The sequence below is a fragment of the Halopseudomonas sabulinigri genome (assembly GCF_900105255.1).
In the GTDB taxonomy this organism is placed as follows: Bacteria; Pseudomonadota; Gammaproteobacteria; order Pseudomonadales; family Pseudomonadaceae; genus Halopseudomonas; species Halopseudomonas sabulinigri.
On the sequence record NZ_LT629763.1, the window covers coordinates 692,706 to 712,503 of the forward strand.

At 53.6% G+C, this 19,798-nt stretch carries 15 protein-coding genes and 1 pseudogene; 5 read left to right on the plus strand and 11 right to left on the minus strand.

Annotation, left to right across the window (positions count from 1 at the left end; genetic code table 11):
• Window positions 1-44: 44 nt before the first annotated feature.
• The 3 genes from BLU26_RS03015 to BLU26_RS03025 all read right to left on the minus strand — a co-directional run bounded on the left by BLU26_RS03015 (window position 45) and on the right by BLU26_RS03025 (window position 2,199).
• On the minus strand, window positions 45-911 hold the full coding sequence (locus tag BLU26_RS03015) for an alpha/beta hydrolase (RefSeq protein ID WP_197674527.1): 867 nt from the start codon (window positions 909-911) through the stop codon (window positions 45-47).
• Window positions 912-1,192: 281 nt separating this feature from the next.
• Window positions 1,193-1,780 carry a glutathione S-transferase family protein gene (locus BLU26_RS03020; protein WP_092283723.1) on the minus strand — a complete coding sequence of 196 codons (588 nt, stop codon included), beginning with the start codon at window positions 1,778-1,780 and terminating at the stop codon, window positions 1,193-1,195.
• Window positions 1,777-2,199, minus strand: coding sequence for a VOC family protein (locus BLU26_RS03025; protein WP_092283725.1), 423 nt, complete (start codon window positions 2,197-2,199; stop codon window positions 1,777-1,779). Before BLU26_RS03025 ends, BLU26_RS03020 begins: the two co-directional genes overlap by 4 nt.
• Window positions 2,200-2,311: 112 nt before the next feature.
• Here BLU26_RS03025 and BLU26_RS03030 point away from each other — a divergent pair, with 112 nt between their 5' ends.
• Entirely contained in the window at window positions 2,312-3,217 is a 906-nt protein-coding gene (locus BLU26_RS03030; protein WP_092283727.1) for a LysR family transcriptional regulator, read from the plus strand.
• A gap of 213 nt (window positions 3,218-3,430) precedes the next feature.
• The gene (locus BLU26_RS18540) at window positions 3,431-3,985 is read left to right on the plus strand and encodes a hypothetical protein (RefSeq protein ID WP_157719287.1); all 555 of its coding nucleotides are present in this window, start codon (window positions 3,431-3,433) and stop codon (window positions 3,983-3,985) included.
• Window positions 3,986-4,116: 131 nt separating this feature from the next.
• Here the strand turns inward: BLU26_RS18540 and BLU26_RS03040 are convergent, their stop codons facing one another.
• Window positions 4,117-5,568, minus strand: a complete 1,452-nt coding sequence (locus BLU26_RS03040) for a spinster family MFS transporter (protein WP_092283731.1) — start codon at window positions 5,566-5,568, stop codon at window positions 4,117-4,119.
• A 357-nt stretch (window positions 5,569-5,925) separates the two neighbouring features.
• Here BLU26_RS03040 and ilvD point away from each other — a divergent pair, with 357 nt between their 5' ends.
• On the plus strand, window positions 5,926-7,620 hold the full coding sequence (gene ilvD, locus BLU26_RS03045) for a dihydroxy-acid dehydratase (protein WP_092283733.1): 1,695 nt from the start codon (window positions 5,926-5,928) through the stop codon (window positions 7,618-7,620).
• 51 nt (window positions 7,621-7,671) lie between these two features.
• On the opposite strand, the gene BLU26_RS03050 is transcribed toward ilvD, so the two are convergent.
• Window positions 7,672-8,049 (minus strand): hypothetical protein, encoded by a 378-nt coding sequence (locus BLU26_RS03050; RefSeq protein WP_092283735.1) that lies wholly within the window; start codon window positions 8,047-8,049, stop codon window positions 7,672-7,674.
• A 253-nt stretch (window positions 8,050-8,302) separates the two neighbouring features.
• Between BLU26_RS03050 and BLU26_RS03055 the strand changes: the two genes are divergently transcribed.
• Entirely contained in the window at window positions 8,303-10,003 is a 1,701-nt protein-coding gene (locus BLU26_RS03055; RefSeq protein WP_092283737.1) for a class I SAM-dependent methyltransferase, read from the plus strand.
• Window positions 10,004-10,093: 90 nt separating this feature from the next.
• Window positions 10,094-10,933 carry a DUF3883 domain-containing protein gene (locus BLU26_RS03060; RefSeq protein ID WP_092283739.1) on the plus strand — a complete coding sequence of 280 codons (840 nt, stop codon included), beginning with the start codon at window positions 10,094-10,096 and terminating at the stop codon, window positions 10,931-10,933.
• 479 nt (window positions 10,934-11,412) lie between these two features.
• Here BLU26_RS03060 and BLU26_RS03065 read toward each other — a convergent pair whose 3' ends face one another.
• The 6 genes and pseudogenes from BLU26_RS03065 to BLU26_RS03085 form a co-directional block, all read right to left on the minus strand.
• Window positions 11,413-12,636 (minus strand): phosphorylase family protein, encoded by a 1,224-nt coding sequence (locus BLU26_RS03065; protein WP_092283741.1) that lies wholly within the window; start codon window positions 12,634-12,636, stop codon window positions 11,413-11,415.
• Entirely contained in the window at window positions 12,633-13,112 is a 480-nt protein-coding gene (locus BLU26_RS03070; RefSeq protein WP_157719288.1) for a response regulator transcription factor, read from the minus strand. The genes BLU26_RS03065 and BLU26_RS03070 overlap by 4 nt, the downstream gene beginning before the upstream one ends.
• Window positions 13,093-16,674: a hypothetical protein gene (locus BLU26_RS03075; protein ID WP_092283745.1), complete on the minus strand. Its 3,582-nt coding sequence runs from the start codon at window positions 16,672-16,674 to the stop codon at window positions 13,093-13,095. The genes BLU26_RS03070 and BLU26_RS03075 overlap by 20 nt, the downstream gene beginning before the upstream one ends.
• A 301-nt stretch (window positions 16,675-16,975) precedes the next feature.
• The gene (locus BLU26_RS18750; protein ID WP_231702037.1) at window positions 16,976-17,551 is read right to left on the minus strand and encodes a LexA family protein; all 576 of its coding nucleotides are present in this window, start codon (window positions 17,549-17,551) and stop codon (window positions 16,976-16,978) included.
• A gap of 3 nt (window positions 17,552-17,554) precedes the next feature.
• Window positions 17,555-19,408, minus strand: a pseudogene (locus BLU26_RS03080) (DNA/RNA helicase domain-containing protein); the annotation flags it as partial.
• Between the two features lie 3 nt (window positions 19,409-19,411).
• Window positions 19,412-19,762: a nucleotide pyrophosphohydrolase gene (locus BLU26_RS03085; protein ID WP_197674528.1), complete on the minus strand. Its 351-nt coding sequence runs from the start codon at window positions 19,760-19,762 to the stop codon at window positions 19,412-19,414.
• Between the last annotated feature and the right edge of the window lie 36 nt (window positions 19,763-19,798).

The following is a 19,798-nucleotide window of genomic DNA, read 5'->3' on the forward strand; positions in this document are numbered from 1 at the left end:
CAGCGGCTGCCCGCGATGTCAGCCGCACGGGCGCCGCCAGACGATCATTCACCCTGCGCCAGCGCATCGACTACCGCGCTGATGGCCGTGGGTTTCAATGTCAGCCCAATATGGTTGACGCCATCCACGATGGTCACCGGCACTCGCTGGTTAGCCGCGCGGAACACCTCATCAAAGCGCTGCGCCTGGAACATTTCATCCTGCTCACCCACGAGCACCCGGGTTGGCTGGCGTAGGCGGCGTACGGCCTCGTTATAATCGACCTGCGGACGATAGTTCTGCGCCAGATTGAAAGAGTATTCCGGGGTCAAGAGTTGCCGCGCATCTTCGCTCAATGCATAGCTGATAACGGGCAGGTGATTGAACCGGTGAATCCCCAGCTGATTCAAAATCGACAGTGCCACGTAGCGTGGTACGCCCACTTTGACCCAGCCCCCGCTGTTAGCGCGATAGGTCGGCGCATCGTGGCTGATGAACGGGGCAAGCAGCACGTAACGGTCGAACAAATCCGCGCGCTCGCTACCGGCCACGCGCAGGGCAAATCCGCCACCGGATGAAAAGCCAATCAGCGTTACCGGCGCGGCAGGTTTCACTGCGGCAACAAAGTCCTGCAGGTCGTGCTCGAGTTGCCCCACATAGGCGATATCGCCCTTCTCACCCGAACTGCCATGCCCGCGCACATCGAGGGAATGCACCTCCAGCCCTGCCGCCGAGAGTGCTTCGGCCAGCACGTGCATGCTGCGGCTGTCAGCCGATGAGCCGTGCAACAATACGGCACTGCCTCTGGACTCACCTTGTGCGGCGCTATAGCGCCGAAACCCCAGGCTCTCGCCATCGCGTGCGGGATAGTATTCAAGCTTGGGCAATCCGGAATAATCCACCGCCTTGAAGGGGTCGTTTACTGAAGACATAACAGCCGGTGCTGAAGGGCCGCCAAAAGCAACCGCCAGAGTAATTGCCCCAACAAAAAGCGTTAAACCAATAACAAGTGCGCGTAACAGACGCTTTTTCATGTTCATCCCTGTGTGTGGTTCGCTAAGTCCATACTGTGGCACTTTATCACGCGCCTGTTACGGGCTAGAGCCCCGCTTTACTTGTGACAGCGCACTGACAGCAGGTTGCGCCTGCCGCCAGTGCCAATCAAATAGCAATCATACCCCCACGTTGCTGCCAACCGCATTGGCAGTAGCGCTCAAGGTTTGGCCAGATACCCCGGCAGTGCCTCTACCCTTGCCAGCCAATTCAAGATGTTGGCATAGGGCGCAAGATCCACATCACCCTCCGGAGCCAATGCCACATAAGGATAGACCGCGCACTCGGCGATGGTCGGCCGCCCCATTGCCAACCATTCATGCTGCGCAAGGTGCGCGTCCAGGATCGGCAGTATCACTGCAGCTCTGTCCAGAGCCGCCGATTTGTCCAGATCATTGCCGAACCGGCTAACCAGCCGCGCTGCACACAGGCTATGCTCCACCTCGTTACCGGCAAACGACAACCACTGCATGATCTCCGCCTGCCCCTGGGCATGCGCTGGCCACCAGGCCAAGCCGCCATACTGGCCAGCCAGATAGACCAGAATGGCCTGCGAATCACGCAGTACCAGATCACCATCGTGCAATATCGGTAGCTGGCACAGCGGGTTGAGGTCAGACAGTGGCGGCTGCTTGTGCTCGCCGTTGGCAAAATCGACCGCGACCAAATTCAGCTCAATATTGCTCAGCGCAGCCAACAACCGCACCTTGTAGCAGTTGCCCGACGGCTCCAGATCGTAGAGTTTCATTGTGCGTCTCCCGTTACCAATTGGTTGAATTCAAGAACGTTCCCGTCCGGGTCACGGATAAACAGCGCGATACGCCGGGGGCCGATGTGATGCGGGCCTTCGGTGATGGCGACGCCCCGCTCTGCCAGCCAGGCTTGCAGTGCTTGCAGGTCATCAACAATGAAGGCTGGGTGGGTAATGCCGGGCAATTTCACTGGCTCATCCAGCAGCACATTGTTGGCCCGGCGTGTGCCGTTGAAGATCAGGTTGATGCGCACGCCCGCGGCGGTGATCATCTCGTTGGCCTCAAATTGCGCAAAGCTGGCACTCTCTACGAAACCCAGCGCCTGATAAAAAGCCATGGCGCGGCTTTTATCGCTGACCCTAATTCCGATATGGTCATAGGCCTGAATGCGCGCCGGGTTGATTGCATGATTCATGGTGAACACTCCCGTTGTCGTCGGTAGCCATAGTGTCCGCCTAACCCTGTGCCAGACCTATGGTGCAGGCCTGACAACACCTATGCACTAAACGCACAAATGGACGGTGGCAATGGATAGACTCAAGGCAATGGCCAACTTCGTGCGCATCGTCGACAACGGCAGCTTGAGCGCCGCCGCCGAGGCGACTGGCCAATCCGTTGCCTCCCTGGTGCGCTCACTGGCGGCGTTGGAACGCCATCTTGGGGTACGGCTGCTTAATCGCAGCACACGCAGTATGGCGCTTACCGACGAAGGCAACGAGTACCTGGCCTGGAGCCGCCGCCTGCTGGCAGAGATGGATGACATGGAACAGCGCCTGGGCACACAGGACGGCTGCATTCGCGGCCTGCTGCGCCTGACCGCACCCGTAGAGTTTGGCCAGCGCTATCTGGCGCCGCTGGTGAATGAGTTTCTGCAAGCACACAGTGAATTGCGCATCGAGCTGCTGCTCAATGATCACCTGGTACCCCTGGTGGATGAGCGCCTCGACCTTGCCCTGCGCATCGGCCACCTGCCGGACTCCACACTGGTCGCCCGCCAGATCGGCGCCACCCGGCTGGTCGCCTGCGCAAGCCCCGCCTATCTGGAAAGCGCCGCCCCCCTCGATCACCCCAAGGCACTGCAACACCACAGCTGCATCGCTATCTCCTCCCAGGGCAACCAGTGGTACTTCCGCGAGAACGACAAGCAACAAGCCCAGACCATAACGCCGCGGCTGACCTGCAACCACATACGCGCGGCCAGCCAGGCATGTACGCAAGGCGTGGGTGTCGCGCGGTTTATGCATTATCAGGTGGCGGATGAATTGGCCGACGGGCGCCTCATTCGCGTACTGACGGCCTTTGAACCGGCGGACCTGCCGATTCAACTGGTGTATCCGCACTCGTTACAGCTTGCGCCACGGGTACGGGCTTTTGTGGAGTGGGCTTGCGCACGGTTAGAGCGGGCAGTGCCTGACCCCCGCAACCAGCGATAGCATCCCGATACCGTCGCCCTGCCATTCAAGCTGCACAGGACTGGCCAGGTAACGCGCATTCCCGCAAGCCAAGGGCGTAGCCGGGTAGATGCACGCAAAGTTACATTTAAAACGCAGTTTTTACGGCCATTTTGCTGTCGTATGAATAACCCCCGCGCTGCAGGATGCATCCGACGCTGGTATCAATGCGATCTGCCCAAGCGAGACAAGCCAATGAACATACCTCGTAGTATTGCCCTTATAGGCATTTCAGCCCTGTTGCTCAGTGGCGGTGCCAACAACCTCTACGCCAGCCCGGGCAACGCCGCGCCCCGGCAGCAGCATGCGCAGGTAAACCCGGCGCAGCCACGGGTAATCATCGTGCAACAAAATAGGCAAACCTATGGCCAGTCGTCGCGTAGCTATGGCCAACAGGGCCGGATACAGCAGTACGACTATTACCCCGGCCTGCAATATCAGCAGCCCAGGCAGTATCAGCAGTGGCCGCAGCAGAATTCCTATGGCCAGCAACCGCGATACGACAGGCACAACAACTATGGCCAGCCGCGTAATCGTTGGTCGCAACGCCCCAGTCAGCAACAAGACAACCAATATCAACGGCCGGATTACCGCGCTCAACAACAGCGGTACAAAGCGCAGCGTGACCATGAGCGAGAGGTTCGAGAAAGGAACATGGACCGCATGCTGCGCAATGCCAGGCCACAGCAGTATCAACAGGGTCCTCCACGAAATCAGTACCCCAACTACGGCCGTGGCATTCGCCGGTAACGTTAAACGCGCTGCAGCTCGAAAACGGGTTAGATACTTCCACGCCTGGCGGCCCTGCACATAGCTTAGCCTCCCAAGAAAAGAGGGCGCATTGCGCGCCCCCCTTAGATAGCCACCGGTGAAGTGACAGGTTAGCTAACCTGCCGATCCACCATATCCTTACCCAACCGGCGCCAGGTCAACAGAAAGCACAGTGCGCTGGCGAGATACAGGCAAGCCATGATGACCATGGACGTTTGCAGGCTTTGCGCGTAAACCTGCCCACAGACTTCCTGCAGATTCTCGCTCAGCTGGCCGACCACCGCAGGGTGACATTGATTGCGCGCCAGTTCGCCCGCTGCGACCCCAAGCTCGGCGACGCCAGACTTGAAGAAGATGTCGGAGACAGCGCCAATAAACAGCGGGCCGAAGCCGTAGCCAATCAAGTTGACCAACAGCAGCATCACCGCGGTTGCCATAGCGCGCACCCGCATGCTCACCACACCCTGGCCGATGGTGTATTGCGCAGCCAGATAGCCGTATTTCACGAAGCCACCGATCACCAGACCGATTGCAGCGTAAAGCAGATTGTTGGTGGTGAAGGAAAAAATGTAAAACGGCACCGATAACGCCAGACCTACTGCTGGAACCCAGGCGATAGCACCCGGGTGCTTCTTGTAAATACGGGTCGCCAGCCAACCGGTGGCAAAGGTGCCAATCGCTGCAGACAGAGCTACCGGCGTGTTGATCCAGATAGCAGCCTGACCGGCGGTGATTTCATAGGTGCGAACCAGAAACAGCGACTGGAACGAGGAAATACCGTAGCCACAGAAAGCGGCGATAGTGGCGCCGGCGGTCATCAGCCAGAAAGCAGGCTTGCCCATCAGTTCATGGATAGCTTCACCCAGGCTGGCTCGCTCTTTTACTTCGGCTTGCTGCGGATCGGTGTAGCCGCGCGGCGGCTCCTTGACCGTGAGTTTGAACACAACAGCGACCAGCAAGCCCGGCAAACCAACCACGAAAAACGCGGTACGCCAGTCGAACATGTCGGTCACCCAGCCGCCGACGATATTGGCAACCATGGTACCTAGCGTAACGCCCATCGCGTAGAAGCCCAGTGCCTGGGATCGTTCACGCGGAATGAAGTAGTCGGCAATCAGGGAGTTGGCCGGCGGCGTACAGCCCGCCTCGCCAATCCCCACACCCACCCGGCACATCAGCAGAATCCAGAACGCGCCTATGGTAATCGAGCCAATAGTGACTTCCGTGGCCAAGCCGCAGAGCGCCGTCATAATCGACCACAGGGCCACACAGACGGTCATGATCCACACCCGGTTAGCCACATCGGCAAAGCGCGCCAGCGGGATGCCTACGGCGGTGTAGAGCAAGGCAAAACCGAAGCCGGTAAGAAGACCAAATTGGGTGTCAGTAATGCCGAGATCCGGCACCAGATCGGGACCGACGACCGCGAGTAAAGCGCGGTCGACGAAATTCAGGATGTAAATCAGGGTTAACGCGAAGAGTACATAATTGCGGTACGCCTTGGAGCCGTAACCAACCAAGTGGCCCTGGCCACCCCCTTCTCCGCCAATACTGGCTCTCATGGACAAACCCCTTCTCAGTGCATTGTTATTAGTAGACGCGAGCCGTATCCACCCGCTGGGCCTATTCGTAAGACCCGAAACAGCATATCGACATACAGGATCAGGTGTCGTACAGAATTGTTGTCTCTTTGTGACAGGCCGTATCACCATATCGGTTGGTACAACAGCGTAGCAGCCGGGTGACGTGGCCTGCGTGAGACAAACAGCCATGGTGGAAACCAGACACCAATCCATGAGGCAAATGGCTAGGTATTAGCGGTGCGGCGCGCTGATGAAACGCAGTCTGGGACCAAACGCGGATGATGCGACGTCAGAAGTATGTTTATCTGCCCCCCGATTACACAGAGGCATGCAGCAATGACTGACGACAACACCCCCGCCAAGCCTTCACGCACCCATTCCAGCCAGGTGGTGGACGGCGTCGAGCGCGCCGCCAGCCGCGCCATGCTGCATGCGGCAGGCTTCAGTGGTGATGACTTCCGCAAGCCTCAAGTTGGCGTGGCCTCTACCTGGAGCATGGTGACGCCCTGCAACATGCACATCAATGCCCTGGCCGAGACGGTCAATGCCAGCGTCAATGCGGCTGGCGGCAAAGGCGTGATCTATAACACCATCACCATCTCCGATGGCATTTCCATGGGCACCGAAGGCATGAAGTACTCGCTGGTATCGCGCGAGATCATTGCCGACTCCATCGAAGCCGTCTCCGGCTGCATGGGCCTCGACGGCATTATTGCCATCGGCGGCTGCGACAAGAACATGCCCGGCTGCATCATGGGCCTCGCGCGCCTGAACCGGCCGGCCATCTTTATCTACGGCGGCACTGTTCGCCCGGGCAAGAACCACACCGACATCATTTCCGTATTCGAGGCCGTAGGTGGCCATGCCAAAGGCACGGTGTCCGATATCCAGCTCAAGCAGATCGAGGAAACCGCGATTCCGGGGGCCGGCTCCTGCGGCGGCATGTACACCGCCAACACCATGGCCTCGGCCATTGAAGCCATGGGCATGAGTCTGCCCGGTAGCTCGGCCCAGGACGCGGTATCCGCAGACAAGATCCAGGACTGTGAACGCGCCGGCCAGGCCATCCCCGAACTGCTGCGCCGGGACATCAAACCCAGCGACATCATGACCCGCGAAGCCTTCGAGAACGCCATTACCGTGGTTATCGCCCTGGGCGGTTCAACCAATGCCGTGCTGCATCTGATCGCCATGGCCTCGACCATCGGCGTACGCATAACCCTGGACGACTTTACCCGCATCGGCCAGCAAGTGCCGGTGCTGGCCGACCTGCGCCCCAGTGGTCAATACCTGATGTCCGAGCTGATCCAGATTGGCGGTATTCAGCCGATGATGAAGATGCTGCTGGAGCGCGGCCTGCTGCACGGTGACTGCCTGACCGTCACCGGCCAGACGCTGGCCGACAACCTGGCTAAGGTGCAGCCCTACCCCCAGGGGCAGGACATCATTCGTGCCTTCGATAACCCGATCAAGCGCAACAGCCACCTGGTCATTCTCAAGGGCAACCTGGCCCCGGACGGCGCCGTCGCCAAGATCACCGGCAAGGAAGGCCTGCAATTCACCGGTAAAGCGCGGGTATTCCACTCCGAAGAACACGCCATGGCCGCCATACTCGCCAACAGGATAGTCGCCGGAGATGTCGTGGTTATCCGCTATGAAGGCCCCAAAGGCGGCCCCGGCATGCGCGAAATGCTCAGCCCCACCTCCGCCATCATGGGCCAGGGTCTGGGTGACAAGGTCGCGCTGATTACTGACGGACGCTTCTCCGGCGGCAGCCACGGCTTTGTGGTTGGCCATGTCACACCGGAAGCCCAGGCAGGCGGCCCGATTGCCATAGTGCAAGACGGTGACGAGATCACTATCGATGCCGAGACCCGACAAATCGTCCTCAACCTGACTGACAAAGAAATCACCCGGCGCCTCAGCACTTGGCAAGAACCCGCACCGCGCTATACTCGCGGCGTGCTGGCGAAATACGCCAAAACAGTCGCCTCGGCCTCGGAAGGAGCAGTGACGGATACGGGTTTATAACCCGAGAGGACGTGGCCGCACAGCTGCCGCCGCTGGCTTGGCTGTGTGGCGTTAAGCAGTCGTGCCCAACCGGCGCGCTGCCAGCAGCAAAACAGCGGCAATAATCACTTCCGGCGCAATCAGATCAAGCGCCAGCGCCGCATCATGCACCGCCCACGCCAGCACCCGCCCCAGCGCCGCAATACCCAGCAGCATGGCGGCCGGGTAAAACCAGAGACGCTGCGACGTCACCAAACCAAGCAGAATAAGCACGCCCAAGGTGAGGAAGAAGGCAGCAAAGTCACCAATCTGCGTACTGCGCCCCACGTCGTCCAACAACGGCATACCCAGCTGACCCGCCGCGCCAGAGGGATCCACCAGCCAACGCAACCCGATCAGCAGAAACATAAGGCCAAGCAAACCTGCAACTACCGTCAGTATCTTGTTCATTGTTGTCTCCGGAATGATTATTTTTATCTAACTTTGGTTACCTGCACTCGGTTGCCAAGTCGATTGAGAGCCCCGTTAACTAAGATAGCCTCGGGAAGCATCATCGGGGCTTTTTACATTGCAGGCGGGGATATTTTCTTGCTAAAGCATGCACATATAACCCAATTTTTCATGTCGATGGAATCGACATGAGGTCTTGGATTGACAGCTCCTTCGCAACCGATAAACTCGCGAGAGTCGGAGATGTCATTACATGGATTACTACATCGAACGCGCGGAAGAGCTATTCGCCGCCTATCAGGCCGTTGCGCCGGAAGCTGTCCACTCGGCTTGGCTCCATCTGTTGCCCACACAACCGGGGCTGGCCTGCGACATCGGCGCAGGTTCAGGTAGAGACGCGCGCTGGCTCGCCAGTCTGGGCTGGAATGTTACGGCCGTGGAGCCCAGCGATAAGCTGCGCCAACTCGGCGCCTCGCACACTACAGCCCAACGCTGCAGCCCTGGTTCAGTAACCTGGCTGGATGACACCCTGCCCGAACTCAAACGCCTACGCTCACTGGATCAGCGCTTTCAACTGATCCTTATCAGCGCCGTGTGGATGCACCTGCCACCTACCCAACACGAACGGGCCATGCGAATTGTCAGCGACCTGCTGACTCCGGGCGGAATTCTGGTTATCTCGTTGCGAATTGGTGAAGACAAGGAGCAGCGCTTTCATCCGGTCACGGCGCAACAGCTACAAAACCTCGCACAGGGCCGCGCACTGGCCCCAAAGGTCTACCAAAGACAACCCGACCTCACCCGCCCCAGTATAGAGTGGGACTGCCTGGCTTTTGTGTTGCCTGATGATGGCAGCGGCAGCCTTCCCCTGTTGCGCAACATCATCGTCAACGACAACAAGTCAGCGTCCTACAAACTAGGACTACTGCGCGCGCTGATCCGCATAGCAGAAGGCACACCCGGCATGGTCACCCGACGAGATGAAGCCTGGGTGGAAATACCCTTTGGGCTGGTCGCGCTCTACTGGCTGAAGATGTACATGCCACTTGTGCTGAAACACAACCTGATCCAGACCCCGACCGCCGATCATGCCAACCAGAAAGGCTACGGCTGGGCCAGTAGTCACTTTTACAAACTGCATACGCTATCACCCTACGATCTGCGCGTTGGTGCAACTTTTGATGCCGAAACCGCCGCCAGCCTGATCGCTGCGCTCAAGGATATCTGCCGCAATATCGAAGCCATGCCAGTCAAGTACATAACCTACCCCGGTCAGGCCAAGCAGGTATTCGAAAGCAACCGCCTCGGGGGACGTTTCGCCAAAGGCGCCTGGCAATGCAACAAGCAAACACTTAGCGAGTTCGGCACGTTCAGAGTCCCCGCATGCCTATGGCAAACCTTCTCCCAGCACGCCTGCTGGCTGGAACCTGCCATTCTCAGTGAATGGACGCGGCTGATGCGCTCATGGAGCATGCACTACGACCCCGGCGTTTACGAACGCGCCCTGCAGTGGAATGAAGACAGGCGCGACACCGCAGAAGTCAGAAACAGAATCGCCGCAATGCAGCGGGTAGGCCGCGACGTCTCATGCGTCTGGAGCCATAAACACCTAGGCCCCGACCGCTACGCCGTGGACCACTGCTTCCCCTGGGCTCGCTGGCTCAATAATGACCTATGGAATCTGGTGCCCGCAGCTGAAGCCATCAACAGCGCAAAGGGAGACAAACTTCCTTCCGCCCTCCTCCTGGAAAATTCGAAAGAGTTGATACTCGACTGGTGGAATGAAGCCTACCTCTCGGATCAGAAGTTTTCCGAGCGCTTTCTGATTGAGGCTGAAGCGGCGCTGCCATTGGTTTCGCAGCAGAGCACCGTGGGAGATATTTTTGCGGCGATGCAGCATCAGCGAGCGAAATTGAAGGCTAGCCAGCAGTTGGCAGAGTGGTCGTTTAGCTGAACTGCCGCTCCCTAAAAGGGTGCGGTGCGCCTTTAAGTTAGAACACGAAGTCTCATTGACGCCCTCGGTGGCCTATAAGGAGTATTGAACATGGCGAACGGACCCTGGAGTCAAGAAGAAGTCCGCTTGGCGGTTGCAGACTACAAGAGGATGCTCGTACAACAACTGAGCGGGCAGAAATACAGTAAAACCCACCACCGCCGCGCCTTGCAATCAATGCTGAATGGCCGGTCGGAAGGGTCTATTGAGCGCAAACATCAAAATATCAGCGCCATACTAAATGAACTGGAGTGCCCGTGGATCATCGGCTACAAGCCGCTCGGAAATTACCAGGCACTGCTCGTCCAAGCCGTCCTAGAGACACTGGTGAACGACCCAATATTCGACCAAGCTGCGCGTCACGCTAGTGAGCAGCCAGCCATTGTTCCAATGGGAGTGAACTTCGATTATTGGATCGAGCCTATTCCCCAGCCAACAGATATTAGTGAACCCGCCAATACACCAACGTTTCTAGCCATGAAGCGCGACTACGTGGCGCGCGAAGCTCGGAACCGCTCGCTTGGCCTGGCTGGAGAAGAGTTGGTCTTCAGCTATGAACAACAGCGCTTAGAACGCAGTGGCTACGGATCACTTGCTGGCAAAGTAGAACACACGTCAGTCAAGCGAGGAGACGGAGCCGGCTACGACATCCTCTCGTTCGAAACCGATGGTAGGGAAAGATTTATCGAGGTAAAGACCACCGCGTTTGCAAAAGCCACGCCCTTCTACATCAGTCGCAACGAAGTAGAATTCTCCAAAGTCACATCTGATCGTTACCACCTTTACCGGCTCTTCGAGTTTAGAACAAAGCCTCGAATGTTCGCTTTAGCGGGCAACATGCAACAGCAATTGCGACTTGATCCGGCGACCTATCTTGCTTCGTTGGGTTAGTGGCAAACCTAAGAGCAATCAATCACACTGACCCCATTGATTCCGAAGACCACACAAATAAATCTGTCACCTTTTCAGTCACGGGAAGCAGGGAGTCCACCGTATCAAGTAGCTGGGGCGGTAAGCAGATTGAAAAAGCCCTGCGAATCGGTGTCTTTGGCGTAGTGACGGATGCAGCGGTGTTGATGAGTGGCGGTCCGGCGTCTAGGGTGCATGGAAGGCTGGCTCCGGGGTTGTCGGGTGATCGCTTGGTCGCTTTCACCATGTGACCCCGAGCCAGCCTTTCAATTTCAACTCAAGTGCTTAGCGCTTAAATAGGTGCCATTCTTATCTGACCCCAATTACTAATATTTTGCGTGTTGATCGTCAAGAGCAAAGAGTTACTAAGAAATAGGAGTACATCAAAGCAGGTGATTAAATCCGCCACTTCGTTGACTCTAAACTAGTCCGCAACAATCCTAATAGATATTTATTTTGTATCAGAACTCGGAGATATACCTTTCAAAGAATTCCTGAATAACTCTCGCGCTTGTGAATGCGGAATATTTTTGGTAACTATCGTTTTTTTGATTGTCTGCATGGTCGCATACAGATTTCACCGCAAAGAAAATTGGTTTAGGCTCTGGGGCGCTGTTCGCGGCACTATAGATACCGTAGATTTCCATTTCGATTCCGAGCAGAGCTCGCTGCTGATTCTCAATAATGTCCTCTACTATCCTGTAGTCCGCCAATACAGCTGAGCCACAAGCAACCGGTCCAGAGTGAAGGCGCAGTTCTGTATCAGGCTTTTCTCCTCGCCATTCATCTTTGATTTTTGCGAGAAAACCTGGCGTTCTAGCGATTTGCAAAACGCGCGATTCAATTGACTCGCTAACATGAATCTGATGAGGCGCGATGTAAAACTGCGACCCTTCATCATTCGATAGGCGCTTACCACACTGGTAATCCCAACTTGGATTCGCAAGAAGAACGTCGCCATAGTTAGTCTTTCCAGGAACACCTGCACAAATACCAGGCATAACAAGAAATCGAGGCTTGCACAGAGCAATCAGCCTAGTTGCCAATATGGTAGCTGCAACCATACCCATTCTTAAGCTGTGGGCTACCACCACAGAGTACGTTTTCTTACCTGAAGTGAAGCTTCCTCGTCTGACTGGAGTGCTCTGGTCTAGCAGCTCCCAATCACCCCAGTTCCAAGGCAAGTCAAGTATTGCAGTGCACTCAGGATTGTAAAGCGCTGCGATTATGCACAAATCAACAGGCTCTACATCGTGCCTTTTACCAGACTCTAAGTTGATCATGTACTGGGCGCAGTTCAAGATGGCTTTCAGCCAGTCATCAGTTTTCTCATCATAGTGATGAAAAACCATAGAGCCACAAGTCTGCAGACTTCGGACTTCTGAAATATAATCATCGTAGGCAGAAAAACCAACAATCAACTTAGGCTTACGCAGCCCTTCTTCTGAGTCGTGCAACTCATCAAGCAACTGCTTAACCACATCTAAAGAGGGATTTTCTTCTATAACTTCTGGAAGACACAAGTCCAGAACCACCAAATCGTACGATTCCGAGCGAAGCTTTAATCGCGCATCCGAAGCGGATTCTGCAGTATGAATGTCATCTCTAGAAATGTTTAGCGCGATCATGCCTCTGATTAGCGGCAGAATTTTCGCTCGATTATCATCAATAATTAAAATATTCAAAACAACCCCTCAATCGCCATAATACTTTCAACCAGCTGCGTTTGCCATTCATCAGTGAAAGTATCGTACTTGATTAGCTCTATAAAAATTTCTGGAAATTCGTCGCCCAACTCGCATTTTAATTCTATCAACGTGGACTCTTTGCCATGAGCTAGATCTTCATCACTATCAACGGAAAAATATTCATACGCCGTAACCACAATAACAGGCGTAATCATTTCATAATTAACCATATCACGCATTACTTCCACGCCACCGAACCCTTGCGGACGCCCACCATGTTCATCTTCGCTGATATCAAAAGTTGGCAGGGACATATCCAACACCACCAAATCGTACTGAACCAGGTCAAGTTTCTTGAGCGCCGAACGCACAGACCTAGCGAGATTGATGTCAATTCCCGGGAATACATCTACAAGGCAAGAGGTGATCTTTTCACTTTTAGGCCCCTCATCCTCAACAAGTAACAATCTCATCATTCAGCTCCGATGAATAAGGGCTAAAATTAATACTTTCCACAGTCAGAGCTAAATCGACATCAAGGAAAAAGCATGAGGGTGTCTGAAATCCAAATTCAATTCTACCACCAGACTCAGGCTTAACTATAGATGCAACTTTGAACAAACCACTACGTCGATCAAAAGCCATCTTGTCTATATAAGCACCTGATGCTATATCTGCTCGAGTTGCCTCAATAAGCTCCAGACTCTTATGACTATAAGATCCAGTACCAACAGAGCTCTCAAACCTAAAGTTTATCAAATTTCGCTCCTCATCCATTCGCGAAAAAACCTTAAGTCTTGCATTTTCTCTGCAACCTGAATGATCAGAAATATTGCCTATTACAACAAGAAAAATATCAGCAACAACCACTAAAGCATCTGCTCGCAGCTCCATTGTCTGTATAACTTCCTTTTCAATCTCGATTTTGCAGCTTCTATGCCTAGTCATGGCTGACTGAATGGAAATATCAATAACCTCGGTGAGCGAATAAGCATATTTGCTTAGCTCTCCTTGACGTTTGTTAAACCAGTCAGCAGCCCTGTCAATAAGATTTTGAAGCTCGATGGACGCATCGTTTATTGCACTATTTAGGTCGTGACATTGATTCTCTCGGCCAAGAATATTAACCAAATCCGCACGGAGACTGTCAAAAAGAGCCACCGCTTTGGCCTTATATTCTTTTGAAAGAACTTCCCTTACACGAAAAAGGGAAGGCTCAAGCCTAAGCCAGAACATTGCGATGCTGACCTCAAACCATGATCCTAAATCGTAGTTCGAGGATTGCAATGCGGAGCGCGCCACATACACCAACGCGGGAGCCAGCGGCAGATCAATTAATCCATTAGGATATTCAGGCCTTTTGATATGAAGAACGGAATCCTTGAGGTGAGATGTCAAGGCATCGTATTTTGCACCAAAGTCCTTAAGTAAATCCAGAACGGTCCTAACCTCGAACGGAGTATACCCACGGTCTTTCAGGATGGTCTGCCAGTGTACATTTTCTCGATAATTACCTTCAGAAATCTGCGTAATCAAAGAATCTTTATCGAGCGCACCCCTTAAATATCCAGCGATAGAATTATGACGCACACGTTTGCTTAGGTAGCTATTCAGCCCATGCGGTTTATCAAACAGAAATCTCTCTCTAAGCTCCCATAGCATGGAAACAACGATATCGTCAGCTTCACTTTTTGGGGCATCAAGATATGACTTTGGGGTAGACTGAACCATAAAGTCTTTAATAACATCATCTAAATCTTCAGCAATACCAATTCCTGCCTCCACAAGACTCTTATAGCGCGATAGGTTTTCCTGAAGCTCAGCATGGGCCCATCTCGAAATCCCTTCTAAATCTACGTGTATTCTGCTGCCGTCAACGACTTTCAATCCCTCTCTAATTCGAAGACTGCTTGAGAGCGTGAGAATTTCAGTCTCATATACATCGGTATTTTCAGGATCCAGCTCTAAAAGCGTGCCCAATATCCGCAGTCGTTCTTCATCTACAGCTTTGGTGCCCTCGAGGTGCTTACACATATCCAAAATCGACGGCGCACACAAGTTTCTCATAAAGTAGATAACATTTGCTTTGCCGAAACGCTCAATGTGATCAGATAAAGTTGACGGCTTATCGAGATGGTTACTTCGGAGGAATGAGTCGACCGCCGTCCGACGTAGCGTAGCCAGACCATTGCTGGGGCTGGACTTATACACCTGATGCAAAAGTATCGGGACTGATATCTCATCTGAATACTGGCGCAAATCAGCCCACCGAGTATATTTATTTACCAAGGCCGTAAATGGTAGAAGGTCAACATAGCTTCTGCCGGTAGAAATCACTTCTCCAAATATCCTTATTGCGCTTCGAGTATCACCGAGGGATATAAGAGCATCAGCTTCAACAGATGTGAACCTATGCTCAATAAGATGGAATCCATCCCGAGCCTTCTGCTCGCCCAACGTCTCAATCAGTAACTTATGTTCTCTCCGCTGAAAGGCTCCTAAAGCCTGGGCTATACTAACTGCTATTGGAGGTAACACACCGTCTTTAGCGTCACCTGATCTTCGAATATCTACAAAGCTCTTTACTGCAACAGCAGGGCTTGAATTGCTTTTGTACAGAAGCCTTTCAACTTTAGATCCAGGAGGCGCATCATAAGGCGAAAACGTAGGATTGTTTAGAAAGAAATATAGCTTCGCCTTTTCATTTTTAAAAGAAATAGGATCATGCTCTCGCCTCACAACATCCAGAAACGCCTTGCATGATGGAAACACATGAAAATTTCGAAGAGTCTTCTCTAAAAAATCGTAGGAGCGCGCAGAGCCTGAGTTTTTGGCGATCACGTTCGCCAGTCTACGTGTATAACCATGCTCTGGCTTACGCTCCTTCAGCTTTTTACAGCTCGCTCGCTCGCCACCAAACGAAAGCGCTTCAGCAGCAATATATAACTGAAAAATATCCTTAGGAGGATTGGATCGAAAGGTTCGCAGCGCCTCCTTAATTGCTTCTTTGTTTTTCCCGAGAAGCAACAAACCTGCAGGCTTTACATCGCAAACATTCTGAGCACTAGCTTCTTTCCTGCCGTACACCATCTCAAGCTTGGAGATGCGCTCATCGTCCACGCCGACTCTAAGTAAAGCGCCAAAGAGAAGCCTGAAAATATCTTGGCTGTCCTCAACCCCTACCAGCTCTTGAACAATATTTACCAACCCCTCATAACAATCAATTATAGAGTGATTCTGTTGAAATCTGATAATCGAGCAAATCTCAGATTCTGTTGTAGGGACATTATGACAAAGTTTAAATCTCAAATACTCTGCTGTTTCCAGCTTCAAATTCGGCCTTGACGCTATATAAGAATTAAGGTTCGCAGCGAAGCGCTGGGTTGTCACAGCCATTTCGTTTCGCATACTTATTCTATGAGATAAAAAGCGAATGAACCCCCGCCCCGCTTCTTTTCGAATTACTTCAAGAATTTTTTTCTGACTTTCCAGTCCTTTGAAGGCCTGTTCCACGGACAATCTTGCTTCCACCAACCATACTGACTGGCCCAACTTTTCAGCAATCTCAACAAATAGCTTATATATCGCCTCCAAATTTCCGGACCAAAAATTGTTTTCAATCTCTCCTCTAATCCTTATAAACTCTTTTATTGTCTCACGCTCTCTGTAAAGCCTATGCGACAACCAGAATGCTTCGGAGATAAGAGAAATTTCTTTAGTGTCCCGCACGAAACTCAAGCTAGACAGCGTTGGCTTTACTTCCTTGAAAGACTTTGGCAATAGATGATCTTGCTGAGTATCCGCCCACTTTAAAAATTCATCATAATTATTGAAAGGGAGCTCCTGCCTAGCCAAAAGCAAATTCACACTCAGCGATTGCGAAAAGTAAGTTTTACGCTGAGCGGAATCATAACTATGAGAACCTTTCATATTGTAAGTTGTTGCATTACGAGCAGCGGCTATCACGCCCCGGAGCTTTGCCTTGGCTTGACTTACCGCTTTTGATTTATTCTTTTTTGAATTCCGCTTCGCCATGCTTCCATTCCGAGCAGTTTTAAGGTTGTACCTGCAACTCTTTTAAGTATCGAGCAGATAGATCCTTGCAGATTAGAAATGCCGCGTCTTCAGCAACATCGTAAATATGCAGTCTATACCGATAACGCACCGCATGCGAAGGCCTTTTGATATCACGTCGAAATTATGCCTAGCTCGTGACTTAACTCAGTGTGAGGGGTATGGAGTTAGCCACCCCCTAACTTATAAACACATGAGAATCTCAGTATTTTGGCTGCAACGGGACCTTGGGCGTAAGCCTGCTCTTGACGACACAGCATCATTAAATCAGGACCACAACCAGCTCCGCCAACACCCTTACCTCATCCTGATCCTCAGTCCCCAACACAATCGGTTGAAATGAACTATCCGAAGACTCCGGCAACAGCTTAATCCGCTGATGTGCCCACCCTACCCCACCCTCGGCCTCTACCTTTTCACTGTAGTACTTTTTCACCGTAAAGCTGCCACCTGTTTCGGCATCATCAATGCGGTGGTGCTGGGCGACTACTATTTTGCCCTGGCGTGTGCCTTTCGGATTAGCGCGAAACAGACACCAGGCGCCGTTGGGTATACGGCGGTTCATTGATTCGCCTACTACCTGGGCGACAAACAAGTCTTCGCTTGCGCTAAAGCCATCCGGTAGCTCAACCCATTCATCCACATCGGTATCCAGTGCCTGGGATTCGGAGAATGAGCCTGCGGCTATCTGTAATGGGATCAGAGGTACGGCGCGGGGGTTGGTTCTGCCCTCCTCGCCACGTAGTACGGTAAATGGCAGTTCAGGCGTGAGATCGATCACTGACTGGTCTGGTTGATCATCGTTCTGCGAGCTCGCCTGAGTGTTTGTGCCAATCATCCCGTTTCGGAAGAAGGCTGCAGTTTCTGCGTCGGTGAAGTAGACGTAGCAGCCCTTCATGCCGCGGGTCATCAATGTGCGGTAGGTGTTCTTGATGATGGCGTCGGCTTTCGCCTGGGCCAGTTCCGGGTCGGTTTTGGCTAGCTTTTTCAGACCTGATATGGAGCGGTCGGATGAGGCACGTTTTTCTGGGCGGGTAATAACCTGCCCGTCACGCACCACCAGGTCATCACCGACGATCACGCCGATATAGTCGGCTTCCAGCCCCTGGCAGGTGTGAATGCAGCCCACTTCATGCGCTGAGTCCTCGGACACCATCCACAGCCCGCCGTCTTTCGTGAGGTTCCAGCGCGCTTGAAAGTCGTGCTCTGGCATTTCTATGTCGTAGGCTGCTGCATTGGTCTTGCTTGGCCACTTCCAGCAGTAGCCAGCCACCATGCGTGCCCGGTTTCTTTCGCGGTTGCGCTCAAGGATCAGTCGCTTGAGTTCGGTTGGTGAGTCGAGCACGCGAAAGTCGTACTCTGCCACGTCCAGCTTGTCGTTGGCTGTTGGTCGTACCTGCAGGATGTTGTCCAGCCAGGCGAGGTAACCGTCGGAGCCATTACAGCGGAACTGGGATTCCAGCGCGTCTTCGATCACTGTAGCGCCCAGCTCGGTTGCCCATTGGCGGATGGTCTCCTTTTTACCGACGTCCTTGAGCGTGACGATCTGTGACTCATCGATAAAGAACACGGAAAGCCTGGCAGCGTTGATGATTTCCTTGATCTGGTGTTCGCCCAGGTTGCCGTACAGCCCGGACTTTTCATTCAGGCGGTGCGCTTCGTCCACCACCAGGGCATCAAACTCATTGCTGCCGGTTTCGGTAAAGGCGCCGGAGCCGACAAACAGGTTGGAGATGTAGGTCTTCTTGTACGAGCCGACCAGTCGCGCTTCATACACGGCCCTAGGCGCGGCGTTCTTGGTCACGTATTTGGCGACCATACCGGCTTTAGTAAGGCCTACCAGCAGATTGACCGCCACCACCGATTTACCGGTGCCGGGACCGCCCTCGACGATATAAACGCGCTTGCCCTTCTCGCGCACGGCTCTGGCGTGGCTCAGGGCGTTCTCGTAGACCAGCTTTTGATCATCGATCAACACAAACTCCTGATTGCCCTTGAGCAGTCCGAGCAGGCCGTCCGCCAGACTCTTTGAGGGCCGAATGCGTCCGCCTTCAATCAGAAAGAGCGTATTGCCCTTGTCGCCATATTTAACGTGCTGCTGAATAAACTGCCGTAGCCTGTCGCGCTCTGCATCACCCTTGAGGAAGAGCGGCGCGCGCTCTATGTGGTCGGCGTAGAAAGGATCATTGATTGGACCCTTGGCGTCGGCATAGTTATGCAGGTACGCGCAGGGGCGCAGTTGCACGCCGCCGTCATACACTGCTTCGTTATAGCCCTCCAGCAAGGCGGCATAGGACCAGGCCTGATACGAGGGGTGGCCTACTTCGGCTTCTCCACGGGCAAAGCGGGTGGAGACGATGCCGTCCTTTGTGGTTTTGCGCGCCGACTCCCACTGCTTGAGCTCGACGATGACGACGCAATCCTTGTCTTCGTGATTCTTACCGGTGAGCAGAAAATCAACACGCTTGGCCGTTTGCGGGATCATGTACTCGATGGCGACGCCGCAGTCATTGGGGATGGCGTCATCGTTCAGTACTTTGCCCATGTAATTGAGCGAGGAGGCCCAGGAGCGAATCTCTTCTTTCGATACGCTTCTGCCGGTGCGGTGGCGAAAGGAGTCCAGCACGATTGCTTCGATATCGTGCTTGAACACATCATCCAGAAAATGCTGTTTGTCTGTCTGATAGATGATCAACCGTTAGAGCTCCGTGTATTTTTTGTCGGAGCCCTTGGCTTTATCTACGGGATATTTGGCGTTGTTCTTTTCGATCTTGGCTTCGAGTGCTTTGCCCAGATCGATGCCCAGGTCATTCGCCATCAGCAGCGTGTAGCAGAACACGTCGGCCAGTTCGTCGGCGAGATCTTGCTTGCGCTCCAGGGCAATGCTATCGATAGCGGCCTGGTCTTGCTTCCACTGGAAGATTTCCAGCACTTCAGTGGCTTCCAGCACAAGCGACAGCGCCAGGTCCTTGGAGTTGTGAAACTGCTTCCAGTCGCGCTCATCCCGGAACACCAGCACTTTCTCAGTCAGTTGCTTTATCTCGGACACGTTCTCTCCAAAATCCTTGTCAGCAAGAAGACGTTA